Origin of the sequence: Burkholderia sp. RF4-BP95 (genome assembly GCF_001521985.1) — a bacterium.
GTDB classification, from domain to species: Bacteria; Pseudomonadota; Gammaproteobacteria; order Burkholderiales; family Burkholderiaceae; genus Burkholderia; species Burkholderia diffusa.
Window position 1 is genome coordinate 146,492 of sequence record NZ_LOSX01000056.1, and the last position, 24,683, is coordinate 171,174.

At 68.4% G+C, this 24,683-nt stretch carries 24 protein-coding genes and 1 riboswitch; of the genes, 22 read left to right on the top strand and 2 right to left on the bottom strand.

From position 1 onward, the window contains the following. Positions 1–101: 101 nt before the first annotated feature. Together WS46_RS20240 and WS46_RS35530 are read right to left on the bottom strand one after the other, a co-directional pair. Positions 102–1,166 (bottom strand): glycosyltransferase family 4 protein, encoded by a 1,065-nt coding sequence (locus tag WS46_RS20240; protein ID WP_059691530.1) that lies wholly within the window; start codon positions 1,164–1,166, stop codon positions 102–104. Positions 1,167–1,397: 231 nt separating this feature from the next. Beyond that, positions 1,398–1,793 (bottom strand): hypothetical protein, encoded by a 396-nt coding sequence (locus tag WS46_RS35530; RefSeq protein WP_156443162.1) that lies wholly within the window; start codon positions 1,791–1,793, stop codon positions 1,398–1,400. 39 nt (positions 1,794–1,832) lie between these two features. On the opposite strand from WS46_RS35530, the gene flhD reads away from it, so the two are divergent. From flhD to WS46_RS20350, 22 genes are all read left to right on the top strand, one after another. Next, complete coding sequence (gene flhD, locus WS46_RS20245; protein ID WP_014895554.1) at positions 1,833–2,153, top strand: flagellar transcriptional regulator FlhD; 321 nt, start codon at positions 1,833–1,835, stop codon at positions 2,151–2,153. A gap of 93 nt (positions 2,154–2,246) precedes the next feature. Beyond that, positions 2,247–2,801, top strand: a complete 555-nt coding sequence (flhC, locus tag WS46_RS20250) for a flagellar transcriptional regulator FlhC (protein ID WP_059452623.1) — start codon at positions 2,247–2,249, stop codon at positions 2,799–2,801. A 179-nt stretch (positions 2,802–2,980) separates the two neighbouring features. Further along, positions 2,981–3,841, top strand: a complete 861-nt coding sequence (gene motA / locus WS46_RS20255) for a flagellar motor stator protein MotA (protein WP_059452624.1) — start codon at positions 2,981–2,983, stop codon at positions 3,839–3,841. 13 nt (positions 3,842–3,854) lie between these two features. Continuing rightward, positions 3,855–4,874 carry a flagellar motor protein MotB gene (gene motB / locus WS46_RS20260; protein WP_059533495.1) on the top strand — a complete coding sequence of 340 codons (1,020 nt, stop codon included), beginning with the start codon at positions 3,855–3,857 and terminating at the stop codon, positions 4,872–4,874. Positions 4,875–4,898: 24 nt separating this feature from the next. Then, complete coding sequence (locus WS46_RS20265) at positions 4,899–5,276, top strand: response regulator (protein WP_059533493.1); 378 nt, start codon at positions 4,899–4,901, stop codon at positions 5,274–5,276. Between the two features lie 33 nt (positions 5,277–5,309). Further along, entirely contained in the window at positions 5,310–7,547 is a 2,238-nt protein-coding gene (cheA, locus tag WS46_RS20270) for a chemotaxis protein CheA (RefSeq protein WP_059691531.1), read from the top strand. A gap of 48 nt (positions 7,548–7,595) precedes the next feature. Then, positions 7,596–8,111, top strand: coding sequence for a chemotaxis protein CheW (gene cheW, locus WS46_RS20275; protein ID WP_031397017.1), 516 nt, complete (start codon positions 7,596–7,598; stop codon positions 8,109–8,111). Positions 8,112–8,148: 37 nt separating this feature from the next. Further along, entirely contained in the window at positions 8,149–10,095 is a 1,947-nt protein-coding gene (locus WS46_RS20280) for a methyl-accepting chemotaxis protein (protein WP_059691532.1), read from the top strand. 3 nt (positions 10,096–10,098) lie between these two features. Continuing rightward, positions 10,099–11,085 (top strand): CheR family methyltransferase, encoded by a 987-nt coding sequence (locus WS46_RS20285; RefSeq protein WP_059691533.1) that lies wholly within the window; start codon positions 10,099–10,101, stop codon positions 11,083–11,085. Further along, positions 11,082–11,828: a chemoreceptor glutamine deamidase CheD gene (cheD, locus tag WS46_RS20290; protein WP_059691534.1), complete on the top strand. Its 747-nt coding sequence runs from the start codon at positions 11,082–11,084 to the stop codon at positions 11,826–11,828. Before WS46_RS20285 ends, cheD begins: the two co-directional genes overlap by 4 nt. After that, entirely contained in the window at positions 11,825–12,916 is a 1,092-nt protein-coding gene (locus tag WS46_RS20295; RefSeq protein ID WP_059533483.1) for a chemotaxis response regulator protein-glutamate methylesterase, read from the top strand. The genes cheD and WS46_RS20295 overlap by 4 nt, the downstream gene beginning before the upstream one ends. Positions 12,917–12,983: 67 nt before the next feature. Beyond that, complete coding sequence (cheY, locus tag WS46_RS20300) at positions 12,984–13,379, top strand: chemotaxis response regulator CheY (RefSeq protein ID WP_006754880.1); 396 nt, start codon at positions 12,984–12,986, stop codon at positions 13,377–13,379. A 1-nt stretch (position 13,380) separates the two neighbouring features. Then, the gene (gene cheZ, locus WS46_RS20305) at positions 13,381–14,112 is read left to right on the top strand and encodes a protein phosphatase CheZ (RefSeq protein WP_059533481.1); all 732 of its coding nucleotides are present in this window, start codon (positions 13,381–13,383) and stop codon (positions 14,110–14,112) included. A 278-nt stretch (positions 14,113–14,390) separates the two neighbouring features. Next, positions 14,391–14,894: a DUF2844 domain-containing protein gene (locus WS46_RS20310; RefSeq protein ID WP_059505484.1), complete on the top strand. Its 504-nt coding sequence runs from the start codon at positions 14,391–14,393 to the stop codon at positions 14,892–14,894. A gap of 16 nt (positions 14,895–14,910) precedes the next feature. After that, a complete protein-coding gene (locus WS46_RS20315) occupies positions 14,911–16,161 on the top strand; it encodes a DUF3443 domain-containing protein (RefSeq protein WP_059691535.1) in 1,251 nt (416 codons plus the stop codon). A 166-nt stretch (positions 16,162–16,327) separates the two neighbouring features. Then, the gene (locus tag WS46_RS20320) at positions 16,328–16,825 is read left to right on the top strand and encodes a VOC family protein (protein ID WP_059691536.1); all 498 of its coding nucleotides are present in this window, start codon (positions 16,328–16,330) and stop codon (positions 16,823–16,825) included. 362 nt (positions 16,826–17,187) lie between these two features. After that, positions 17,188–17,568: a DUF805 domain-containing protein gene (locus WS46_RS20325; RefSeq protein ID WP_059691537.1), complete on the top strand. Its 381-nt coding sequence runs from the start codon at positions 17,188–17,190 to the stop codon at positions 17,566–17,568. A 297-nt stretch (positions 17,569–17,865) separates the two neighbouring features. Further along, entirely contained in the window at positions 17,866–19,065 is a 1,200-nt protein-coding gene (gene flhB / locus WS46_RS20330; protein ID WP_059533473.1) for a flagellar biosynthesis protein FlhB, read from the top strand. Continuing rightward, positions 19,062–21,164 carry a flagellar biosynthesis protein FlhA gene (flhA, locus tag WS46_RS20335; protein ID WP_059533471.1) on the top strand — a complete coding sequence of 701 codons (2,103 nt, stop codon included), beginning with the start codon at positions 19,062–19,064 and terminating at the stop codon, positions 21,162–21,164. The genes flhB and flhA overlap by 4 nt, the downstream gene beginning before the upstream one ends. Continuing rightward, positions 21,161–22,912 (top strand): flagellar biosynthesis protein FlhF, encoded by a 1,752-nt coding sequence (flhF, locus tag WS46_RS20340; RefSeq protein ID WP_059691538.1) that lies wholly within the window; start codon positions 21,161–21,163, stop codon positions 22,910–22,912. Before flhA ends, flhF begins: the two co-directional genes overlap by 4 nt. After that, positions 22,905–23,714: a flagellar biosynthesis protein FlhG gene (locus WS46_RS20345; protein WP_059691539.1), complete on the top strand. Its 810-nt coding sequence runs from the start codon at positions 22,905–22,907 to the stop codon at positions 23,712–23,714. Before flhF ends, WS46_RS20345 begins: the two co-directional genes overlap by 8 nt. 22 nt (positions 23,715–23,736) lie before the next feature. Next, positions 23,737–24,471, top strand: a complete 735-nt coding sequence (locus WS46_RS20350) for an RNA polymerase sigma factor FliA (RefSeq protein WP_059452641.1) — start codon at positions 23,737–23,739, stop codon at positions 24,469–24,471. 77 nt (positions 24,472–24,548) lie between these two features. After that, positions 24,549–24,665: riboswitch (S-adenosyl-L-homocysteine riboswitch) on the top strand. The last annotated feature ends 18 nt before the right edge of the window (positions 24,666–24,683 follow it).

Here is a 24,683-nt window from a genome sequence, read left to right on the forward strand (position 1 = left end):
AAGAAAGAGCCGCATCGACGATGCGGCTCTTTGGCGTTTTCGGGATTTTCACGCCGATTTCGGCGCGAATTTCACCGGATATTTCCTGACGAATTTCGGCGTCAGGCGCCCGCGACCTGACGCAAGACCGGCCGTTTTTCCGCCGTGCAAAGCGATTCGTAAGTTTCGACATAACGCCGCGCCATCGCTTTCGAGCTGAAGCGCGTATCGAAACGTGCGCGGATCGCGTCGCGCGACAGGCTGTCGATCCGGTGCAGAGCGCCGACGGCGCCCTGCACGTCCTCGACGATGAAGCCGGTCACGCCGTCCTCGATCACTTCCGGCACCGAGCCGCGGTTGAACGCGACGACCGGCGTGCCGCAGGCCATCGCCTCGATCATCACCAGGCCGAACGGCTCCGGCCAGTCGATCGGGAACAGCAGCGCCTTCGCGCCGGACAGGAACGCCGGCTTCTGCGCCTCGTTGATCTCGCCGATGAATTCGACGTGCGCCTCGCCGAGCAGCGGCTCGATCACTTCCTTGAAGTAATCGGCGTCGGCCTTGTCGACCTTCGCGGCGATCTTCAGCGGCAGCCCGCTTTGCGCGGCGATCCGGATCGCGGTGTCGACCCGCTTTTCGGGGCAGATCCGGCCGAGGAACGCGAGGTATTCGGGCTTCACGTGCGGTTGCGGCGTGAGCAGCGTGTCGGGCAGCCCGTGATACACGGTGCCGGCCCACGCGGCCTGCGGCAGCGGCTTGCGCTGGTTGTTCGAGATCGACACGACCGGCGCGTCCGGGAAGGCGTCGAACACCGGCTGCAGCTCCGGCAGGTCGAGGCGGCCGTGCAGCGTCGTCACGTAAGGCGTATCGAGACGCGACATCAGCGAGAACGGCATGTAGTCGAGGTGGAAGTGCAGCACGTCGAATTCGTGCGCGACACGGGCGACCTGTTCGATCAGGCGCATATGGGGCGCCATCGAGTCGCGGATCGACGGGTCGAGCCGCAGTGCGCGCGGCCATGCCGCCTCGAGACGGGCGGACGTGACGGAGTCGCCGCTCGCGAACAGCGTCACGTCGTGACCAAGCTCGACGAGCGCCTCGGTGAGGTAGGACACGACACGCTCGGTGCCGCCATAGAGTTTCGGCGGGACAGCTTCGTAAAGCGGCGCGATCTGGGCAATACGCATGGGCGTTCTCCGGTGTCGACCAGCGCGGGGCGCTCGAATGCGCATGCTGGTCCGATGCAGGGTTGCGGAACTCGCCGACGCACGCGCTCTGCGGTACGTGGCCCGGTCCGGGGCGCGGTGCGCGGGAGGCCGGGCGGCAAGCTGCGGGGCGGGCCGGCACGGCTCCCGCCGCCGCCCATTGGAGTCCATTATCGATATCGCCTTCAGGGGTTCGAGTGTTTTTTCAAACACTTAAGGCTTGTTACACCATGAAATACGCGAAAACCCCGATAAAAAGGGTGCGGAAACATAAAGCGATATGGCAACGAGAATTGTTGCGCTATCGTGAAAAACCACTATAATTTTTACCGATTCACTTTCCGGCAGCCTTGTCGGAAGGCCTCCAGCCGGATTTGTCCCATGCGGTACCGCATCGTCGACGAATTCGCGCGTCACTCGCCCCGCCGTTTGTTCCCTTTCAATTCGCTTTGTCGGAAAAATTCCTACACGGTTTACAGACAAATCCTGCGCGGCATACGCCACTTCGCTGATACCGACATAAATCCCGTTTAGCCAAAATTCGCCCTGTAAGACTATAAACGTGCCGACGGTGCGCCCAGCGCGGCCTGATCGAGCAAACGTTTTCATAACATGAAAGGCCAAAGCAAAGCTCTTAACGGGGGAATCATGAGCGCCACCAGCGAAATGCTCAGTGAGATCAAAGAGGTCAACCTGTCGTACCTCCTCCTCGCGCAGCGCCTGCTGCGGGAAGACAAAGCGATGGGCATGTTCCGCATGGGCGTGTCCCAGGAACTGGCCGACGTGCTCGCGAACCTCACGCTCGCCCAGACCGTGAAGCTCGCCGCATCGAACCAGATGTTGTGCCGCTTCCGCTTCGACGATCACGCGTTGCTGTCGTCGCTCGCCGACAAGGGGCGCAGCGACGTCGTCACGCACGCGCATTCGGCCATCCTGATGGCCGGCCAGCCGGTCGAAAGCGTCCGCTGATCCTTCCCGCCTTGCGTTCGTCCCGGCGCGCCGCGCCGGCCGGCGGCGCTTTGGCCACTCATCCGAACAACGTCAAGCGGACGGTTATTCACCATGGCAAGCAAAAGCGTCGTGATCGAGGTGAAGGAAATCACCCTCGCCATCGAACTGATCGAACTGGGCGCCCGGCTGCAGCTGCTGGAGGCGGAAACGAGCCTGTCGCGCGATCGCCTGATCAAGCTGTACAAGGAGCTGAAGGGCGCGTCGCCGCCGAAGGGGATGCTGCCGTTCTCGACCGACTGGTTCATGACGTGGCAGCCGAACATCCACTCGTCGCTGTTCTACAACATCTACCGGTTCATGCAGGATCACGGCCGCTGCGAGCCGATCCAGTCGATCGTGAAGGCGTACCGGCTCTATCTGGAGCACGTGAACCTGTCCGGCGACGAGGCCGCGCTGAGCCTCACGCGCGCGTGGACGCTGGTGCGCTTCTTCGACTCGGGGATGCTGCAGATGACCCCGTGCACGCGTTGCGGCGGCCACTTCGTCGCGCATGCGCATGATCCGCATCAAGGTTTCGTGTGCGGCCTCTGCCAGCCGCCGTCGCGCGCGGGCAAGACCCGCAAGGCAGCCGCCGCGCGCGCCGAGCTGTCCGCTGCCGCGGCCTGAGCGCCTTCGGGCGGGGCGCGAGCGGACGCCGGACGGCCGCCGCGCGCCGCGCGAACCGGCCGGCGCTTGCTGGTAAACACCGCCGCGCCGCCGCGGCGCGGCCGCGAAAGTTTTCCTGCCGACTGCCGTAAACCTGATTAACGGCGGTCTCCCCGCCGGTCATTCGTGAGGGACAGGCAGTGCTGATTATCGTGGGAACACTCGTGACGCTGTTGTCCGTCTTCGGCGGTTACGCGCTGGCAGGCGGGCATCTGGGCGCATTGATCCAGCCGGTCGAGATCCTGATGATCGCGGGCGCGGGCGTCGGCGCGTTCATCCTCGGCAACGGCATGAAGACCATCAAGGGGACGCTGCGTGTGCTGCCGACGCTCTTCAAGGGCTCGAAGTACACCAAGGACGTCTATATGGAGCTGATGGCGCTCCTGTACGTGCTGCTCGCCAAAGCGCGCAAGGAAGGCACGCTGACGCTCGAGGCCGACATCGACGATCCGGACAAGAGCCCGATCTTCACGCAATACCCGAAGATCCTCGCCGATCGCCACATCGTCGAATTCCTGACCGATTACCTGCGCCTGATGGTCGGCGGCAACATGAACGCGTTCGAGATCGAGAGCCTGATGGACGAGGAGATCGAGACGCACCACGCCGAAGGCGAGGGCCCGGCCCACGCGCTGATGCGCGTCGGCGACGCGATGCCGGCGTTCGGGATCGTCGCGGCCGTGATGGGCGTCGTCCACACGATGGCATCCGCCGACAAGCCGCCCGCGGTGCTCGGCGCGATGATCGCGCAGGCGCTGGTCGGCACGTTCCTCGGGATCCTGCTGTCGTACGGGCTGATCGGGCCGCTCGCGAGCCTCGCGGAGCAGCGCGTGGCCGAGTCGACCAAGATGTTCCAGTGCATCAAGGTGACGATCCTCGCGAGCCTGAACGGCTATGCGCCGGCGATCGCGGTCGAATTCGGCCGCAAGGTGCTGTTCTCGACCGAGCGGCCGTCGTTCACCGAGCTCGAAGAGCACGTGCGCCGCGTGAAGGCGAAGTGACGCGGAGCGTTCGATGAGCAAGAACAAGGATCGCGCGATCGTCGTGAAACGGGTGGCCCCGCAGAAGAAGGGCCACCACGGCGGCGCATGGAAGCTCGCCTATGCGGACTTCATGACCGCGATGATGGCGTTCTTCCTGCTGATGTGGCTGCTGAGCTCGGTCACGCCGGTGCAGCTGAAGGGAATCGCCGAGTACTTCAACACGCCGCTGAAGGCCGCGCTGTTCGGCAGCGGCGATCGCAGCTCGCAGGACTCGAGCATCATCAACGGCGGCGGTCGCGACCTGTCGAGCCTCGACGCCGGCTCGCTGCGCCGCACCGACGGCACGACGTCGCTCGCCGACCGCGTCGCGAAGGCCGGCGACGACAAGACGCGCTCGCAGGCGCAGGGCGCGCAGGACCGGCTCGAGCAGACGCGCCTGCACGACCTGCAGATCAAGCTGATGGCGGCGATCGAGGCGAACCCGACGCTGCGCCAGTTCAAGCAGCAGATCCGCATCGATTCGACGCTGATGGGGCTGCGCATCGAGATCGTCGATACGCAGAAGCGGCCGATGTTCGCGATGTCGAGCGACCACGTCGAGCCGTACATGCGCGACATCCTGCGCGAGATCGGCAAGACGCTGAACGACGTGCCGAACCGGATCATCGTCCAGGGCCACACCGACGCGGTGCCGTACGCGGGCGGCGAGGGCGGCTACAGCAACTGGGAGCTGTCGGCCGACCGCGCGAACGCGTCGCGCCGCGAGCTGATCGCGGGCGGCATGGACGAGGCGAAGGTGCTGCGCGTGCTCGGCCTCGCGTCGACGCAGAACCTGAACAAGGCCGATCCGCTCGATCCGGAAAACCGCCGGATCAGCGTGATCGTGCTGAACCGCAAATCCGAAGACGCGCTGATGCGCGACGACGCGACGACCACGACGCTGTCGGCCGACGCGGCGGGCTCGAAGCTGCTGGCCCAGCAGCTCGACGGCCCGGCGCCGGCCGCGCGACCGGCGCTCGCGAGCGCCGTCGCCGTGGCGCCGAAACCCTGACGTTTCCCAGATTTCGAGACAGACATGATCCGAACCATTCTCGCCATCGACGACTCGGCGACCATGCGCGCGCTGCTGCAGGCGACGCTGGCGCAGGCCGGCTACGACGTGACGGTGGCGCCGGACGGCGAAGCCGGCTTCGACATGGCGGCCACCGTGCCGTACGACCTGGTGCTGACCGACCAGAACATGCCGCGCAAGAACGGGCTCGAGGTGATCGCCTCGCTGCGCAAGCTGACGGCATACGCGGATACGCCGATCCTCGTGCTGACCACCGAAGGCAGCGATGCCTTCAAGGACGCCGCGCGCGACGCGGGCGCGACCGGCTGGATCGAAAAGCCGATCGACCCGGCCGTGCTGATCGACCTGGTCGCGACGCTCTCCGAGCAGACCGCCTCCTGACATGTACGCGACGAATTCAACCGGTGACCGGGCATGACTCTCGACATCACGCAGTTCTACCAGACCTTTTTCGACGAAGCGGACGAGTTGCTCGCGCAGATGGAGCAGCTGCTGCTGAACCTCGATGTCGGCTCGCCCGACCCCGAGGATCTGGCCGCGATCTTCCGCGCCGCGCATTCGATCAAGGGCGGCGCGGCGACCTTCGGCTTTTCCGCGCTGACCGAGACGACCCACATCCTCGAGTCGCTGCTCGACCGCGCGCGCAACCATGAGCTGACGCTGACCAAGGAAATGGTCGACGCGTTCCTCGAGACCAAGGACGTGCTGTCCGACCAGCTGGTCGACTATCGCGCCAGCGCGGAACCGGACGCGGCGGCTGCCGCGACGATCTGCGCGAAGCTCGAACGCCTGAAGGCCGAGAGCGGCGCGGGTGCGCCCGCGGCCGCGGACGTCGTGCCTGCGGTGCCGGCCGAGGCGGCCGCACCGGCGCCGGCGCCCGTCGCCGACGACCGCGCGCCCGATCACGTGGTCGAACAGGCCGTCGCGGCCGCGCATCCGGCGGACGACGCCGGCGCGGGCGGCCCGCACCTGAAGATCACGCTCGTCGGCGTCGACGCGAAGGACCAGGCGCTGCTCACCGAGGAACTCGGCAATCTCGGCCGGATCGTCGGCCGCGAGGAAGCGGGCGCGGACCTGACGCTGTGGCTCGAATCGGACGTGCCGTCCGACGACATCGTCGCCGTGTGCTGCTTCGTGATCGACGACAGCCAGATCCGCATCGCACGCGGCACCGCGCCGGCCGCACCGGCGGCGCCTGCCGCCGCGCCGGCCCCGCTCGAACCGGCCGCCGCGCCGGAGCCGGCCGCGCGCGTCGAGGTATTCGCGCAAGCCGCCGGTGCCGCGCCGGCCGCCGCCGCGTCGCAAGCGCCGGCGCAGCCGGGCGCCGCCGCGCAACTGGCGCCGCAAGCGGCCCCGCAACCGCACGCCGAAGCCGCCGCGCCGGCCGCTCACGCCGCCGCCCACCACGACGACAAGCGTCCGCGCCCGGCCGCCGCCGCATCGGGCGCCGAAGGCAGCTCGATCCGCGTCGGCGTCGAGAAGGTCGACCAGCTGATCAACCTGGTCGGCGAACTCGTGATCACCCAGGCGATGCTCGCGGAAACGGCGAGCGCGTTCGATCCGGCGCTGCACGACCGCCTCTTCAACGGGATGGCGCAACTGGAACGCAACGCGCGCGACCTGCAGGAAGCGGTGATGTCGATCCGCATGATGCCGATGGACTACGTGTTCAGCCGCTTCCCGCGCCTCGTGCGCGACCTGGCCGGCAAGCTCGGCAAGCAGGTGGAGCTCGTCACGTTCGGCCAGGCGACCGAGCTCGACAAGAGCCTGATCGAGCGGATCATCGACCCGCTCACCCACCTCGTGCGCAACAGCCTCGACCACGGGATCGAGACCGTCGACAAACGCGTCGCCGCCGGCAAGGACGCGGTCGGCCAGCTCGTGCTGTCGGCCGCGCATCACGGCGGCAACATCGTGATCGAGGTCAGCGACGACGGCGGCGGCCTGAACCGCGAGCGGATTCTCGCGAAGGCCGCGAAGCAGGGCATGCAGATTCCCGACACCATCAGCGACGACGAAGTCTGGCAACTGATCTTCGCGCCGGGCTTCTCGACCGCCGAGACGGTGACCGACGTGTCGGGCCGCGGCGTCGGGATGGACGTCGTGAAGCGCAACATCCAGTCGATGGGCGGCCACGTCGAGATCAGCTCGCAGGCCGGCCGCGGCACGACCACGCGGATCGTGCTGCCGCTCACGCTCGCGATCCTCGACGGGATGTCGGTGAAGGTCGGCACGGAGATCTTCATCCTGCCGCTGAACTTCGTGATGGAGTCGCTGCAGCCGTCGAACGACGACATCTACACGGTCGGCAACGGCGAGCGCGTGGTGCGCGTGCGCGGCGAATACCTGCCGCTCGTCGCGCTGCACGAGGTGTTCTCGGTCGAGGACGCGCGCACCGATCCGACCCAGGGAATCGTCACGATCATGGAAACCGAGGGGCGCCGCTTCGCGATGCTGATCGACGAGCTGGTCGGCCAGCAGCAGGTGGTCGTGAAGAACCTCGAAACGAATTACCGCAAGGTGCACGGCATCTCGGCGGCGACCATCCTCGGCGACGGCAGCGTCGCACTGATCGTCGACGTCGCGGCGCTGAACCGTGAAACCCGTGCGACGCACGGCGCCCGAGCCGGTGCCGAGCTCGCCATCTTCTGACTCTCGCCATTCAACCGATTGGGGGCAAACGTGTCTGCTGAAGTCCAAATGATCAATCCGGCCGCGGCGAACGCGGCAACCAGCCGCCGCGACGCGGAGCAGGGCGATGCGACGGGCCAGGAGTTCCTCGTCTTCACGCTCGGCGACGAGGAATACGGGATCGACATCCTGAAGGTGCAGGAAATCCGCGGCTACGACAGCGTCACGCGCATCGCGAACGCGCCGGACTTCATCAAGGGCGTGATCAACCTGCGCGGGATCATCGTGCCGATCGTCGACATGCGGATCAAGTTCCATCTCGGCCGCGTCGAGTACGACCACCAGACCGTCGTGATCATCCTGAACGTGTCGAACCGCGTGGTCGGGATGGTGGTCGACGGCGTGTCGGACGTGCTGACGCTGCAGACCGACCAGATCATGCCGGCGCCGGAGTTCGGCGCGACGCTGACGACCGAGTACCTGACGGGCCTCGGCACCGTCGATGGCCGGATGCTGATCCTGATGGACATCGAGAAGCTGATGTCGAGCCGGGAAATGGCGCTGATCGAGACGCTCGGCGGGTAAGCGCGCCGCGCGCGCAGGAATTTCGGGAGAATCTGCAATGTTGCATAACTGGTCGATCCGCACGACGCTCACGGCGGTCGGACTCATCCTCGTGTGCCTGGCCGCCGCGGTCGGCGGGCTCGGCCTCTACGCGCTCAATCACGCGAGCCGTTCGCTCGACGAGATCGCGCACGTCGACCTGCCGGCGATTCACACGCTGGACGACACGGCCGCGCACCTGCTGCGCTCGCGCATTGCGCTCGATCGCTTCCGTACGCTGACCGAAGCCGGTAACGCGGCCGAGGCGGCGAAGGTGCTCGACCGTGCGCAGGAGCTGTTTACGAAGTCGAACCAGAACTGGCAGGCGTTCCAGTCGACGCCGAAGCTCGGTGTCGAGCAGGCGCTCGTCGACGAGCTCACCGCCCGCTACACGACGATCGTGAAGGAAGGCGTCGAGCCCGAATTTGCCGCGGCGCGCGCGGGCGACATGGCGGCGTACCACGCGATTGCCGACGCGAAGATCAGCCCGATGTTCGTCGCGTTCGACCAGACGGCGGCGGCCGTGATCGCATCGCTGCAGAAGCGCGCGGAAGAGCGCCAGGCCGCGACGCAGTCGCAGATCTCGCTGATGGTCGCGCTGATCGCGGCCGGCATCGCGATCGCGTTCGTCGTCGTGATCGCGATCCGCTTCGCCATGCGCGGGCTGATCGTGAAGCCGCTCGAGGACGCGATCGCGCACTTCGAGCGCATCGCCGGCGGCGACCTCACGCAGCCGGTGAACGTGTCCAGCAGCAACGAAATCGGCCGTCTGTTCGGCGGCATCAAGCGGATGCAGGACGCCGTGACGACGATGGTGCAGGCCGTGCATCGCGGCACCGAGTCGATCGACGTCGGCGCGCGCGAGATCTCGACCGGCAACACCGACCTGTCGCAGCGCACCGAGGAGCAGGCCGCGTCGCTGCAGGAAACCGCATCGAGCATGGAGCAGCTGACCGGCACCGTGCGGCAGAACGCGGAGAACGCGCGGCAGGCGAGCCAGCTCGCGGTGAACGCGTCCGACATCGCGACGCAGGGCGGCGACGTCGTCGGCCAGGTCGTGTCGACGATGCAGGACATCGCGGCGAGCTCGGGCAAGGTCGTCGACATCATCGGCACGATCGAAGGCATCGCGTTCCAGACCAACATCCTCGCGCTGAACGCGGCGGTCGAAGCCGCGCGCGCGGGCGAGCAGGGCCGCGGTTTCGCCGTGGTCGCGGGCGAAGTGCGCTCGCTGGCGCAACGCAGCGCGAGCGCCGCGAAGGAAATCAAGCAGCTGATCGGCGACTCGGCCGAGAAGGTCGAAAGCGGGTCGGCACTCGTCGCGCGCGCCGGCTCGACGATGGACGAGATCGTGCAGGCCGTGCGCCGCGTCACCGACATCATGGGCGAGATCAGCGCCGCGTCGGACGAGCAGTCGACCGGCATCGAGCAGGTCAATCGCGCGGTCGGCCAGATGGATTCGGTCACGCAGCAGAACGCGGCGCTCGTCGAGCAGGCCGCGGCGGCGGCCGCCTCGCTCGAGGAGCAGACGCGCCAGATGAAGGCGGTCGTGTCGGAGTGGCGCGTCGCGGGCGGCATCGCGCTCGCGCCGGCGCGCAACGCTGCACGCCCGGCCGCGCACGCAGCGGCGCCGGCGTTGCCGTCGGCGCACCGTCACGAAGCGGCGCCGGCCGCATTGCCGGCACCGCAGCCTGCCGCGCAGCCGGCCCGTCGCGCCGCACCGGCGCCGCATGCCGCGGCACCGGCCGCGAGCCACGAAACCCGGCGCGCGCCGGACGCCGCTGCCGCACGCGCATCGAAGGATGCGCCGGCGGCGGGCGGCTACGGCCCGCGTCTCGCGAAGGCGGCCGCCGCGCCGGCGCCGAAGTCCGCCGAGAAGCCCGCACTGGTACGCCCCGCGCTGAACGGCGAGAAGCCGGCGATGGCGGCGGCCGGCACGTCCGACGACGACTGGGAGACTTTCTAAGCCATGCCGTCCGCGCGCGCACCGTTTCGACCCGATGCACCGGATGCCTCGCCCCGCGCGGGCGAGCCGGGGCGCGACTTCGCGTTTACCGGCGCGGATTTCGCACGCATCCGCGCGCTGATCCATCAACGCGCGGGCATTTCCCTGTCCGAGCACAAGCGCGACATGGCGTACAGCCGGCTCGCACGCCGGCTGCGCGCACGCGGCCTCGACACGTTCCGCGACTACCTCGACCTGCTCGAGCAGGAGGACGATCCGCTCGAGTGGGAAGCGTTCACCAACGCGTTGACGACGAACCTGACCGCGTTCTTTCGCGAGTCGCACCATTTCCCGATCCTCGCCGACTTCGTGAAGCGTCGCGCGGCGCCCGTGTCGGTGTGGTGCTCGGCGGCGTCGACCGGCGAGGAGCCTTATTCGATCGCGATCACGCTGATCGAGGCGCTCGGCGAATCGGCCGCGCGCGGCGCATCGATCCTCGCGACCGATCTCGACACGCAGGTGCTCGCGAAGGCCGAGGCCGGCATCTACACGTACGACCAGGTCAAGCACCTGAGCCCGGAGCGGCTCAAGCGCTTCTTCCTGAAAGGCACGGGCGCGCAGGCCGGCCGCGTGAAGGTGCGCCCGGAACTGCGCGCGATGATCCGCTTCGAGCAGCTGAACCTGACCGATGCCGACTACGGGATCGCGAAGCCGTTCGACGCGATCTTCTGCCGCAACGTGATGATCTATTTCGACAAGCCGACGCAGGGGCAGGTGCTGTCGCGCTTCGAGCCGCTCGTGAAGCCGGGCGGCCTGCTGTTCGCCGGGCATTCGGAGAATTTCACATACGTCTCGCAGGCGTTCCGGCTGCGCGGGCAGACGGTGTACGAACTGACGCGCGATGCCGCGCCGGGCCTGCGCCCGCACGGCGCCGCGCCGGCCGCGGCGGCGCCGCCGCGCGCCCATGCGCGTGCCGCGGGCGCCGTGCCCGCTTACGGAGAACGCGGATGAGCGCCCTGCCGATCGCGACCAATCGCTACTTCGACAACCACTTCGTACGCCCCGGCGTAAAGCTGCTGCCGAACGAGTTCTACACGACGTCCGAGGACATGGTGCTGATGACCGTGCTCGGCTCGTGCGTCGCCGCGTGCCTGCACGACCCGTTGGCGGGCATCGGCGGGATGAATCACTTCATGCTGCCCGACGACGGCGCCGATGCCGGCGCGGCCGCGTCGGAGTCGATGCGCTACGGCGCGTACGCGATGGAAGTGCTGATCAACGAACTGATCAAGGCCGGCGGGCGCCGCGAGCGCCTCGAGGCGAAGGTGTTCGGCGGCGCGGCCGTGCTGGCCGGGATGACGACCATCAACATCGGCGACCGCAACGCGGATTTCGTGCGCCGCTATCTGGCGCTCGAACGCATCCGCATCACCGCGGAGGACTTGCAGGGCGTGCACCCGCGCAAGGTCGCGTTCATGCCGCGCACCGGCCGCGCGATGGTGAAGAAGCTGCGGCTGCAGGTGCCGGGGGTGACCGAGCGCGAAGCCGCGCTGGCGCGCGAGGCCGACCGCGTGCGCGCCGAGCGGCCGCGCGCGCACGTCGAGCTGTTCGCGGCGAAGCGGCCGGCCGCGCCGCCGCCGGCACGCCCGCGCATCGAGCTGTTCGGCGCACGCGGCGGCGCGGGCGCGCAGACGACGAACACGAAGGCCGGCAGCCCGTTTGCGGCCAACCTTTCGAGAAAGCAGGAGGCATGACCGCAGTGCAGAAGATCAAAGTGTTGTGCGTCGACGACTCGGCGCTGATCCGCAGCCTGATGACGGAGATCATCAACAGCCAGCCCGACATGGAAGTGTGCGCGACCGCGCCCGATCCGCTCGTCGCGCGCGAGCTCATCAAGCAGCACAACCCGGACGTCCTGACGCTGGACGTCGAAATGCCGCGCATGGACGGGCTCGACTTCCTCGAGAAGCTGATGCGCCTGCGGCCGATGCCGGTCGTGATGGTGTCGTCGCTGACCGAGCGCGGCTCCGAGATCACGCTGCGCGCGCTCGAACTCGGCGCGGTGGATTTCGTCACGAAGCCGCGCGTCGGGATTCGCGACGGCATGCTCGACTACGCGGAAAAGCTCGCGGACAAGATCCGCGCCGCATCGCGCGCGCGCGTGCGCCAGACGCCGCAGCCGCAGGCCGCCGCGCGCGCGGCGAGCGGCCAGCCGGCCGCGCCGATGGTCAACAACCCGCTCGTCAGTACCGAGAAGCTGATCATCATTGGCGCGTCGACGGGCGGCACCGAGGCGATCCGCGAGGTGCTGACGCCGCTGCCGCCGGACGCGCCGGCGGTGCTGATCGCGCAGCACATGCCGCCCGGCTTCACGAAGTCCTTCGCGCAGCGGCTGAACGGCCTGTGCCGGATCGCGGTGAAGGAAGCCGAGCACGGCGAGCGCGTGCTGCCGGGCCATGCGTACATCGCGCCGGGCCATGCGCACCTGCTGCTCGCGCGCAGCGGCGCGAACTACATCGCGCAGCTGTCCGACGAGCCGCCGGTGAACCGGCACCGGCCGTCGGTCGACGTGCTGTTCCGCTCGGCGGCGCAGCATGCGGGCAAGAACGCGATCGGCGTGATCCTCACGGGGATGGGCCGCGACGGCGCGGCCGGCCTGCTGGACATGAAGCGCGCGGGCGCCCACACGTTCGCGCAGGACGAGGCGAGCTGCATCGTGTTCGGGATGCCGCGCGAGGCGATCGCGCTCGGCGGCGCGGACGAGGTCGCGCCGCTGTCGGAGATGAGCCGGCGCGTGATGGCGCGACTGGCGACGATGGGCGACCGCGTGCAGCGCGTCTGAATGAAATGTCAGGGGGCGCGTGCGATGCTGCGTGCCCCGACGGTAACGAATCTGCAAAGGAACGACGATGGACAAGAGCATGAAAATCCTGGTGGTGGACGATTTCCCGACGATGCGCAGGATCGTCCGCAACCTGCTCAAGGAACTGGGCTACACGAACGTCGACGAAGCCGAGGACGGCGCGGCCGGCCTCGCGCGGCTGCGCGGCGGCGGCTTCGACTTCGTGATCTCCGACTGGAACATGCCGAACCTCGACGGCCTCGCGATGCTGAAGGAGATCCGCGCGGACGCGACGCTCACGCACCTGCCAGTGCTGATGGTCACGGCCGAGTCGAAGAAGGAGAACATCATCGCGGCCGCGCAGGCGGGCGCGAGCGGCTACGTCGTGAAGCCGTTCACGGCCGCGACGCTCGACGAGAAGCTGAACAAGATCATCGACAAGATGGCCAAGGCCGGGAGCTGACGTGAACGAGCCGATCCATGCGGCGCTCGCCGGCGCGGCAGTCAACGCCGACGGCCACGCCGAAGGCGCCGATTACGCGAGCGACCGGATCCTCGCGCGCATCGGCCACGTCACGCGCACGCTGCGCGATTCGATGCGCGAGCTCGGGCTCGACAAGCATGTCGAGCGCGCGGCGGAAGCCGTGCCCGATGCGCGCGACCGGCTGCGCTACGTCGCGACGATGACCGAGCAGGCGGCCGAGCGCGTGCTGAACGCGATCGAGGTCGCGAAGCCGATGCAGGAGCGCATCCAGAACGAGGCCGAGGCGCTCGATGCGCGCTGGGCGCAGTGGTATGCGGCGCCGATCGAGCACGCGGAAGTGCGCGAGCTGATGGACGACACGCGCACGTTCCTGCGCGCGTTGCCGGAGGCGGCGTCGGCGACCAGCGCGCAGCTGCTCGAGATCATGCTCGCGCAGGATTTCCAGGACCTGACCGGGCAGGTGATCAAGAAGATCATGGACATGGTCTACCTGATCGAGCAGCAGCTGCTCACGGTGCTCGTCGAGAACATCGCGCCCGAGCGGCGCGAGCAGTTCGCGGCGACCGCGGCCGCGCTCGCGGCCGAGCAGATCAGCGCGACCGGCAGCCCCGAGTCGCTGCTGAACGGGCCGCAGATCGCGCCGGAAGGCAAGTCCGACGTCGTGCAGGACCAGGCGCAGGTCGACGACCTGCTCGCGAGTCTCGGCTTCTGATGCTGTCCCGGCGCATCGGCGCCGCGCCCGATCGTGGCGCGGCCCGGTGCGCATGGCTTTCCCCCATGCTCGTCACGGCGCGCCCCAGCGCGCGGGTCGTGCCGCACGTCATGTTGCGTTGCGTCATGCAACGTTGATTTGACACTGCGACACACTCCGCAGGCATACTACGCGTCAGCAGCAACGAAGCGTCATTCTTAAGACTTTCATTTGTTGGCCCGCGGCGCCGCGCCTGACGACGGCACCGCCGGCAACGAAGCCAGTCCCTTGGGGGGAACGTGAAGCTGAAACGCTTGGGCTGGGCCGCCGCGCATGCGACGGCCGCAATGGGTGTGCTGTGGGCCGTCCACGCACAGGCCGAACTGGGCGGCGCGCCGATGTCGCCGCCGGCGGACGATCGCGCCGCCACGGTGCGCGCGCTGCAGCGCGCGATGCGCTCCGCCGACGGCGCGCAAGCGAACGCGGCCGCCTACACCGTCCGCGAGATCACGCTCGGATCGGGCACCGTCATCCACGAATACACGAGCGCGGCCGGCACCGTGTTCGGCCTCGCCTGGCGCGGGCCGAGCATGCCGGACCTCGAGTCGCTGCTCGGCAGCTATTTCCCGCAGTACACCGCCGGCGTCCAGGTCGCGCATGCGGCGCGCGGCTGGCGCGCGCCCGTGTCCGTCGATACGAGCGGCCTCGTGATCCGCACCGGCGGCCACATGGGCGCCTTCGCGGGCCAGGCATGGCTGCCGACGGCGCTGCCCGCCGGGCTGACCGGCAACGACATCCAGTGACAGCGGGAGAGCGATCTTGCGAATTCCTCGTACCTTCAAGCGCTGGCTCGGCCTGCTGAGCGTCGCGGCCGCGACGGCCATGCTCGTGACCGCCTGCGGCGGCGGCGACGACAACGGCGGGAGCAGCGGCAACAGCGGCGGCTCCAACGTATCCGACGGCAATACCGCGAACACGGCGGTGATCACGGTCGGCACCGGTGTCGCGCACGTGATCAACATCCCGACCGTCAACGTGAAGATCTGCGTGCCGGGCACGACGAACTGCCAGGTGGTCAACAACGTCCTCGTCGATACGGCGTCGTACGGGCTGCGGCTGGTCAGCAGCGCGCTGTCGTCGGGCGTGTTGAACAACCTGCCGCAGACGACGAGCGGCGGCGCGCCCGTGGCCGAGTGCGGCAAGTTCGTGTCGAGCTTCACGTGGGGCTCGGTGCGCACCGTCGACCTGTCGATCGGCACCGAGCAGGCGGGCTCGCTGCCGGTGCAGATCATCGGTGATCTCGGCACCAGCAACGTGCCGGGTTCATGCTCGAACAACGGCGCCCGAACGTCGGCCAACACCGCCGGCGACCTCGGCGCGAACGGCATCCTCGGCATCGGGCCGGCGCCGGTCGATTGCGGCACGAGCTGCGCGACGTCGACGTCGGCGACGTCCAACAACTACTACGCGTGCCCGAACGGCAATTCGAGCTGCGCGGTGGCGCTGGTGCCGGTTGCGCAGCAGGTGGCCAACCCGGTCCATCGCTTCGCGACCGACAACAACGGCGTGATCGTGCAGATGCCGAACATCTCGAGCAGCGGGCAGGGCAGCGCGACGGGCCTGCTGACGTTCGGGATCAATACGCAGAGCAACAACGCGCTCGGGGCGTCGACGGTGCTGACGTCGACGACGACGGGCGACGTCGATGCGACGTTCCTCGGCGGAAACGTGACCGCGTTCTTCGATACGGGCTCGAACGCGTACTTCTTCAACGATTCGACGCAGAAGGCCTGCTCGACCAACACGCAGTTCTACTGCCCGTCGTCGACGACCACCTATACGGCGACGCTGACCGGCAAGAACGGTGTGTCGGGCGGCGTGTCGATGCCCGTCGCGAACGCCGATGCGCTGTTCGCGAATTCGTCGACGTTCGCGTTCAACGACATCGCCGGCCCGTTCGGCGCGGCCGGCTGGCTCGACATCGGCATGCCGCACTTCTACGGCAAGACGATCTATTTCGGGATGGACCGCACCGGCAGCGGCGGCGCGCAGCCTTACGTCGCGTTCTGATCGCGCACGCACGGCGGCGGCAGGAAAGGGGGCGAGCGATCGCCCCCTTTTTTTTTGCCTTCGAAGGCGGCGACGCACTACGCGTCGGCCGGCCGCGCCGTGCCGGCACAGCGCCTACGATATAAGACCGGCAACGGTGCCGGCACGACATCGAGGAGACAGCGCCATGAGCCAGCGTATTCAACGCATCACGCCGTTTCTGTGGTTCGACCACGACGCCGAGGCGGCCGCCCGCTTCTACGTGTCGGTGTTCGACGACGCGCGGATCCTGCACGTCGCCCGCTACGGCAAGTCCGGTGCGCAGGCGTCGGGGCAGGCCGAGGGCGCGGTGATGACGGTGTCGTTCGAACTGGACGGGCAGGCGTTTCTCGCGCTGAACGGCGGCCCGGCGTTTCCGCTCACGCCGGCCGTGTCGTTCGTCGTCAACTGCCGCGACCAGCAGGAGATCGACCGCTACTGGACGGCCCTGTCCGACGGCGGCGACGAGCGCGCGCAGCAGTGCGGCTGGCTGCGCGACCGCTTCGGCGTGTCGTGGCAAGTGGTGCCCGTGCAGATGGCCGAACTGATGGCGGGCGATCCGGCACGCGCCGAGCGCGTGATGGCGCAGGTGATGAAGATGAAGAAACTCGATCTCCATGTGCTGGAGCAGGCGGCGGCGGGCTAGCGCGAACGCCGGCCGGGACGCGCCGTTCCCGACGTGCGTAGTGACACTCGGCAATATTCCCGGCCGGCCGGTAAATGCGCGCCGAACGATCGATTCGATTATCGGTCGCGGTGCGTTTCATGCTGGTGTAATCAAGTCGTGGATTATCTGGCCGTCGTTTATGCCGGGACGTCGCCATTATAAAAATGACGTGACATGCCCGCAGGCGATAAGGCATACGGCCGCTGAAGCCGCTCCAGTTATGCCGGAGCCCGCGTGCCGGCAGGTCGGCACGCGAAAAAGAGATGCAATGCCCGGAAATTCAAACTTATAATGCCCGCGTTGTTTCCGGGGTCGCCGATATAAAACATGAGGACAATAAAATGAATTTCACCGAAGCCGTTCGTTCCGCACTCAATCAATATGCGAAATTCGAGGGCCGCGCGCGCCGTGCCGAATACTGGTATTTCGCGTTGCTGACCAGCGTCGTGTCGATCGTCTGCCAGGTGATCACCATGGCGGGGCGCGACGCGAGCGCACTTTCGCTGCTGCTGATGATCGTCGCGGCCGTCGTGTCGCTCGCGCTGGTGCTGCCGAGCCTCGCGGTCACCGTCCGCCGCCTGCACGATACGGGCCGCTCCGGCTGGTTCCTGCTGATCGCGTTCATTCCGATCGTCGGCGGGATCCTGCTGCTCGTGTGGATGTGCTCGCGCGGCACCAACGGCCCGAACCGTTTCGGCTCGGATCCGATCCCGGTGATCTGAGCGCCGCCCGCCTCGACGCGCGACGCCGTCGCGTCGGGGCGGGCCGACGATCGTTCCACGGCCGCCTCGATCTCCCGCTTCCCCGCTTCACCCGCTTCCCCGCACCCGCCTGCGAACGCGGTTTCCACCGCCTCCCGGCGCGCCGCGCCTGCCCGCGACCTCCCGCCGCACCGGCCCGCCCGATTCCCCGAAATACCCCCCTTTCCCGGCTTTGCTCGACCGATCGGCGTTTGACGTGCGCATGAATAATCGGTGTCACTGGAAAGCGGCATTTCGCCGTACCCGACTGGAGGCACCGTGGCAGACGAGAGCGATCTCGACAGAACCGAAGCCGCCACTCCGAGACGCCGCGAGAAGGCGCGCGAGGAGGGGCAGGTCGCGCGTTCGCGCGAACTGGCTTCGTTCGCGCTGCTCGCGGCCGGGTTCTACGGCGCGTGGCTGCTCGCGGGTCCGTCGGGCGCCCATCTCCAGACGATGCTGCGCGGCGCGTTCGCGTTCGACCGCGCGACCGCGTTCGACACGCACCGGATGCTGTCGGCGGCCGGCAGCGCGAGCGTCGAAGGTCTCGCCGCGCTGCTGCCGATCCTCGCGCTCACCGGCCTCGCCGCGCTGCTCGCGCCGATGGCGCTCGGCGGCTGGCTGATCTCGCAGAAAACCTTCGAACTCAAGTTCGACCGCCTGAACCCGATTTCCGGCCTCGGCCGGATGTTCTCGATCCAGGGGCCGATCCAGCTCGGGATGTCGCTCGCGAAGACGCTCGTCGTCGGCGGGATCGGCGGGATCGCGATCTGGCGCAGCAAGGACGAGCTGCTCGGCCTCGCGACCCAGCCGCTCGGCTCGGCGCTCGCCGATGCGATGCACCTGGTCGCCGTGTGCTGCGGCACGACGGTCGCCGGGATGCTGGTGGTCGCCGCGCTCGATGTGCCTTACCAAATCTGGCAGTACAACAAGAAGTTGCGCATGACGAAGGAAGAAGTGAAGCGCGAGCATCGCGAGAACGAAGGCGATCCGCACGTGAAGGGCCGCATCCGCCAGCAGCAGCGCGCGATCGCGCGGCGCCGGATGATGGCCGCCGTGCCGAAGGCCGACGTGGTCGTCACGAACCCGACGCACTTCGCCGTCGCGCTGCAGTACACGGACGGCGAGATGCGCGCGCCGAAGGTCGTCGCGAAGGGCGTGAACCTCGTCGCCGCGCGCATCCGCGAGCTGGCGGCCGAGCACAACGTGCCGCTGCTCGAAGCGCCGCCGCTCGCGCGTGCGCTGTATCACAACGTCGAACTCGAACGCGAGATTCCCGGCTCGCTGTACTCGGCCGTCGCCGAAGTGCTCGCGTGGGTCTACCAGCTGCGGCGCTTCCGCTCGGAAGGCGGCGCCTTCCCGGCCGCGCCGGTCGATCTCGACGTGCCGGCCGATCTCGACAAGGGGTCGTCGGTATCGGCCGACGACGAGCGTGAAGAAGCCGAAGACACGCTCGGCAAGCAAGGAAACGCAGCATGAGCACCCCGACCACCGGCCTGTTCGCCAAACGCCAGAATCCGTTCGCCGGCACCAACCTGCGTGCGCTCGCGGGCCCGATCCTCATCTGCATGATCCTGGGGATGATGATCCTGCCGCTGCCGCCGCTGCTGCTGGATCTGCTGTTCACGTTCAACATCGCGCTGTCGGTGATGGTGCTGCTCGTCAGCATGTACACGATGAAGCCGCTCGACTTCGCGGCGTTCCCGAGCGTGCTGCTGTTCTCGACGCTGTTGCGCCTGTCGCTGAACGTCGCGTCGACGCGCGTCGTGCTGCTCGAGGGCCATACCGGCCCCGACGCGGCCGGCCAGGTGATCGAGGCGTTCGGCCACTTCCTCGTCGGCGGCAACTTCGCGGTCGGCATCGTCGTGTTCGTGATCCTGATGATCATCAACTTCATGGTGATCACGAAGGGCGCGGGGCGGATCGCCGAAGTGTCCGCGCGCTTCACGCTCGACGCGATGCCCGGCAAGCAGATGGCGATCGACGCCGACCTGAACGCGGGCCTCATCAACGAAGAGCAGGCACGCAAGCGGCGCCTCGCCGTGTCGCAGGAAGCCGAGTTCTACGGCTCGATGGACGGCGCGTCGAAGTTCGTGCGCGGCGACGCGATCGCGGGCCTGATCATCATGGCGATCAACGTGATCGGCGGGCTGATCGTCGGGATGGTGCAGCACGACATGTCGTTCGCGGCGGCCGGCACCAACTACACGCTGCTGACGATCGGCGACGGCCTCGTCGCGCAGATTCCGTCGCTCGTGATCTCGACGGCGGCCGGCGTGATCGTGTCGCGGGTCGCGACCGACGAGGACATCGGCACGCAGATCACCGGCCAGCTCTTCACCAACCCGCGCGTGCTGACCATCACCGGCGCGATCATCGTGCTGATGGGGCTGATCCCGGGCATGCCGCACTTCGCGTTCCTCGCGCTCGGCGGCGGCGCGATCTGGCTGGCCCGCACGCAGGTCCGCCGCGCGGCGGCCCGCGTGGCGGCCGGCGACGTGACCGAGATCGCACCGCCCGCCGCGCTGCCGGGCGACAGCCACGAGGCGACCTGGGACGACGTGCAGCTGATCGATCCGCTCGGCCTCGAAGTCGGCTACCGGCTGATTCCGCTCGTCGACAAGAACAGCGACGGCGAACTGCTCAAGCGCATCAAGAGCATCCGCAAGAAATTCGCGCAGGAGATCGGCTTCCTGCCGCCGGTGATCCACATCCGCGACAACCTCGAACTGCGGCCGAACGCATACCGGATCGCGCTGAAGGGCGTCGAGATCGGCGCGGGCGAAGTGTTCCCGGGCCAGTGGCTCGCGATCAACCCGGGCCAGGTGACGGCCGCGCTGCCGGGCGCCGTGACGCAGGATCCGGCTTTCGGGCTGCCCGCCGTGTGGATCGACGTCGCGATGCGCGAGCAGGCGCAGGTGTACGGCTACACGGTCGTCGATGCGAGCACGGTCGTCGCGACGCACCTGAACCATCTGGTCGTCCAGCACGCGGCCGAACTGCTCGGCCGCCAGGAAGTGCAGGCGCTGGTCGAGCGCACCGGCAAGGATGCGCCGTCGCTCGTCGAGGATCTCGTGCCGAAGACGATCTCGCTGACGACGCTGCAGAAAGTGCTGCAGAACCTGCTCGAGGAAGGCGTGCCGATTCGCGACATGCGCACGATCCTCGAGGCCGTGTCCGAACATGCGGGCCGCGGCGACGCGTACGAGATCACCGCCGCGGTGCGGCTGTCGCTCGGCCGCGCGATCACGCAGCAGTGGTATCCGGGCTCGGGCGAGATGCAGGTGATGGGCCTCGATTCGAATCTCGAGCGCGTGCTGTCGCAGGCGCTCGCCACCGGCGCGAACCCGGGCCTCGAGCCCGGCCTCGCGCACAACCTTCTGACCGGCACGCAGCAGGCGATGCTGCGTCAACAGAATCTCGGGCTGCCGCCGGTGCTGCTGGTGCAGCACGCGCTGCGCGCGATGCTCGCGCGTTTCCTGCGCCGCAGCCTGCCGCAACTGAAAGTGCTGTCGTATGCCGAAGTGCCGGACACGCGCACGATCAAAGTCGTTAACGTCATCGGGGGTTCCGCTTGAACATTCGCAAATTCACCGGCGCGACCAGCCGCGACGCGCTTCGCCTCGTGCGCGAGGCACTCGGCGCCGACGCCGTCGTGCTGTCGAACCGTACGCTCGATGACGGCAGCGTCGAAATCGTCGCACTCGCCGACTCGGATCTCGCCGCGGTCACGCCGCCTGCCGCCGTCCGGGCGCGCACCGTCGCGCCGCGCGCGCCGGAATCCGTGCCGGCCGCGGCCGTCCCGGGCATCGTGTCGCGCCCGGGCGCCGCGCTCGCGCGCCCGGCCGTCAATCCGTATGCGGCGGGCGAAGGCGGCTTGCCGGACGTGTTCTCGTCGGTGTTCGGCGCAAGCGCCGAAGCGACGAAGCCGGCAGCCGAAGCGGCCGCCTTCGACGCCGGCATGGACGCGGCATCGAAGGCGCCCGTCGCGCCTGCGCCTGCCGCCGGCGCGCCGGCGGCAGCGTCCGAACCCGCGCCGTGGCTCGTCGAGCACGCGAAACGCCTGACCCAGCAGCGCGAAGCGCTGATCGCCCGCGCGCAGGCGGCACCGGCCGCGCCGCAGGCACCGGCGCGCGCGCCGCAGGACGCCGCATCCGCGACGCCGGCCGGCTGGGCGCGCGACATCGTGCGCGACGCCGAACGCCGGATGCCGTCGGCCGCCGCGCCGATGACCCGCCAGAGCGAAGCGAGCGCCGCAAAGCCGGCCGAACGCACGCGCCTGTCCGCGGAAGCGGCGGCCGCGGTGGCCGACGCGGTGAAGACGCGCATCGAGAGCATCGTCAACGACACGGTGATGCACGAGCTCGGCGCGATGCGCGGGATGATGGAAGAGCAGTTCGACAGCCTGATGTGGCACGACCGCCAGCGCCGCAGCCCGGTGCACGGCGCGCTGACCAGGCACCTGTTCTCGGCCGGCTTCTCCGCGCAACTGGTGCGCATGCTGGTCGACAACCTGCCGTCCGGCGACGACGCGCAAACCATCGAGCAGGCCGCCGAATGGGCGCAGTCGGTGCTCGCCGCGAACCTGCCGGTGCTCGAGAGCGAAGACGCGCTGATGGAGCGCGGCGGCGTGTTCGCGCTGATGGGGCCGACCGGCGTCGGCAAGACGACCACCACGGCGAAGCTCGCCGCGCGCTGCGTGATGCGCTTCGGCGCGAGCAAGGTCGCGCTCCTGACCACCGACAGCTACCGGATCGGCGGCCACGAGCAGCTGCGCATCTTCGGCAAGATCCTCGGCGTGCCCGTGCACGCGGTGAAGGATGCGGGCGATCTCGAGCTCGCGCTGTCCGAGCTGCGCAACAAGCACATCGTGCTGATCGACACGATCGGCATGAGTCAGCGCGACCGCGCGCTGTCCGACCAGATCGCGATGCTGCACGGCGCGAACGCGCCGGTGCAGCGCCTGCTGCTGCTCAACGCGACGAGCCACGGCGACACGCTCAACGAGGTCGTCCAGGCCTACCGCAGCGCGGCCGAGTATCCCGATCTCGCCGGCTGCATCCTGACCAAGCTCGACGAGGCGACCCACCTCGGCGGCGTGCTCGACACGGTGATCCGCTACAAGCTGCCGGTCCATTACGTGTCGACCGGCCAGAAAGTGCCGGAAAACCTGTACGTCGCATCGACCCGGTTCCTGCTGAAGAGCGCGTTCTGTGTGCCGCGCGACGGCTCGCCCTTCGTGCCGCAAGACGAGGACATGCCAACGCTGCTTTCCGCACTGACCGCACGTTCCACCGCCGAGCTGCACGAGGTGCGATTTGGATAAACGGATCATCGATCAGGCCGAAGGGCTGCGGCGCCTGCTGGCCGGGCGCGCGTCGCGCATCGTCGCGGTGACGGGCGGGCCGGCGGGCGTCGGCTGCACGACGACCGTCGTGAACGTCGCGGCCGCGCTGACCGCGCTCGGCAAGGACGTGCTCGTCGTCGACGAGCGCGCCGACGTGCATTCGGCCACGGCGACGCTCGCGGGCGCCTGGCTGCGCGACGGCGAACGCACGCGCGTCGCCGCCGGGTTCGGCCTGTGCGCGGCCGCGCGGGACGGCTACAGCGAGTCGCAACTGAGCGACTTCGTCGACGGCCAGGCCGATATCGTGCTGGTCGACGCGCAGCTCGGTGCGGACGGCACGTTTTCCCCGCTCGCGCGCGAGGCGCACGACGTGCTGATCGTCACGCGGGTCGCCGCGCAGGCGATCACCGAGGCGTATGCGTGCATGAAGCGCCTGCATTTCGCGCACGCGGTCGCGCAGTTCCGCGTGCTGACCAATCACGTCGGCAGCCACGCCGACGCCAGGACCGCATTTGACAACCTCGCGGGCGTCGCGAGCCGCTACCTGACGGTGTCGATCGCCGACGCCGGCTGCGTGAGCGCCGATCCGCTCGTCGAGCATGCGCGCGACCTGATGCATACCGCGGTCGACGCGTTCCCGTCGTCGGTTGCCGCGCGCGATTACCGGCAGATCGCCGCCGACCTGCTGTACTGGCCGATGCGCCCGCGATCGGGCGCCGGCCGCGCCGTGCATGCGGGCGGCAAGCCGTCGTACGAGGCGGGTGCGGCACACGCCGCGTGAGCGCCACCGGAAGGAGAGAGCCATGATGTACAACGCTCAAGGAAAGATGACCCAGGCCGACGTGCTCGCGCAATACGCGCCGCTCGTGCGGCGCCTGGGGCTGCAGCTCGTCGCGAAGATGCCGGCGAGCGTCGATCTCGACGACCTGATCCAGGCCGGCATGATCGGGCTGATGGACGCGGCCGGCCGCTACAAGGAAGACCAGGGCGCGCAGTTCGAGACCTACGCGACCCAGCGCATCCGCGGCGCGATGCTCGACGAACTGCGCAGCAACGACTGGCTGCCGCGCAGCCTGCGCAAGACGTCGCGCGAGGTCGAGTACGCGGTGCACCAGGTCGAGCAGCAGCTCGGCCGTTCCGCGAGCGAGACCGAGATCGCGCAGCACCTGAAGATGCCGCTCGACGAATATCAAGGGATGCTGCAGGACCTGCACGGCAGCCAGCTCATCTACTACGAGGATTTCGATCGCGCGGCCGACGACGAGCCGTTCCTCGACCGCTATCGCGTCGATCACGCCGATCCGTTGTCGTCGCTGCTCGACGAACATCTGCGCGAGGCGCTCGTCGAAGCGATCGAGCGGCTGCCCGAGCGCGAGAAACTGCTGATGTCGCTGTACTACGAGCGCGGGCTGAACCTGCGCGAGATCGGCGCGGTGCTCGAGGTCAGCGAGTCGCGCGTGTGCCAGCTGCACAGCCAGGCCGTCGCGCGCCTGCGCGCGCGGTTGCGCGAACAGGCATGGGTCGGCGCCGAGAACTGACCCTTTCATGACGCCCGCGCGCGCCGACGCCGCGCGCGGCGCGCATTTCCCGCGCCGATTTGCTACAATCCCTCCCGCTTCCCGAGGAGCGTTGCGACGGACCATCCTGCGTCCGCCAGGCTCGGAAAGCTTCACCAAGCAGCCGTGCGGCAACCTTCGCGCCGGCCCCGCTTCCTGAACGGCGCTCACGTCACCAATTTCTAGAACTTTTT

What these genes read in the sequence shown, in the direction of transcription:
- cheW (WP_031397017.1), top strand. Translation starts at nt 7,596, where the DNA reads ATGATCAATCCGGCCGCGGCGAACGCGGCAACCAGCCGCCGCGACGCG.
- flhD (WP_014895554.1), top strand. Translation starts at nt 1,833, where the DNA reads ATGAGCGCCACCAGCGAAATGCTCAGTGAGATCAAAGAGGTCAACCTG.
- WS46_RS20295 (WP_059533483.1), top strand. Translation starts at nt 11,825, where the DNA reads ATGACCGCAGTGCAGAAGATCAAAGTGTTGTGCGTCGACGACTCGGCG.
- flhA (WP_059533471.1), top strand. Translation starts at nt 19,062, where the DNA reads ATGAGCACCCCGACCACCGGCCTGTTCGCCAAACGCCAGAATCCGTTC.
- WS46_RS20350 (WP_059452641.1), top strand. Translation starts at nt 23,737, where the DNA reads ATGATGTACAACGCTCAAGGAAAGATGACCCAGGCCGACGTGCTCGCG.
- cheD (WP_059691534.1), top strand. Translation starts at nt 11,082, where the DNA reads ATGAGCGCCCTGCCGATCGCGACCAATCGCTACTTCGACAACCACTTC.
- WS46_RS20240 (WP_059691530.1), bottom strand. Translation starts at nt 1,166, where the DNA reads ATGCGTATTGCCCAGATCGCGCCGCTTTACGAAGCTGTCCCGCCGAAA.
- WS46_RS20285 (WP_059691533.1), top strand. Translation starts at nt 10,099, where the DNA reads ATGCCGTCCGCGCGCGCACCGTTTCGACCCGATGCACCGGATGCCTCG.
- WS46_RS20320 (WP_059691536.1), top strand. Translation starts at nt 16,328, where the DNA reads ATGAGCCAGCGTATTCAACGCATCACGCCGTTTCTGTGGTTCGACCAC.
- cheA (WP_059691531.1), top strand. Translation starts at nt 5,310, where the DNA reads ATGACTCTCGACATCACGCAGTTCTACCAGACCTTTTTCGACGAAGCG.
- WS46_RS20265 (WP_059533493.1), top strand. Translation starts at nt 4,899, where the DNA reads ATGATCCGAACCATTCTCGCCATCGACGACTCGGCGACCATGCGCGCG.
- WS46_RS20280 (WP_059691532.1), top strand. Translation starts at nt 8,149, where the DNA reads ATGTTGCATAACTGGTCGATCCGCACGACGCTCACGGCGGTCGGACTC.
- WS46_RS35530 (WP_156443162.1), bottom strand. Translation starts at nt 1,793, where the DNA reads ATGAAAACGTTTGCTCGATCAGGCCGCGCTGGGCGCACCGTCGGCACG.
- motB (WP_059533495.1), top strand. Translation starts at nt 3,855, where the DNA reads ATGAGCAAGAACAAGGATCGCGCGATCGTCGTGAAACGGGTGGCCCCG.
- cheY (WP_006754880.1), top strand. Translation starts at nt 12,984, where the DNA reads ATGGACAAGAGCATGAAAATCCTGGTGGTGGACGATTTCCCGACGATG.
- flhC (WP_059452623.1), top strand. Translation starts at nt 2,247, where the DNA reads ATGGCAAGCAAAAGCGTCGTGATCGAGGTGAAGGAAATCACCCTCGCC.
- WS46_RS20325 (WP_059691537.1), top strand. Translation starts at nt 17,188, where the DNA reads ATGAATTTCACCGAAGCCGTTCGTTCCGCACTCAATCAATATGCGAAA.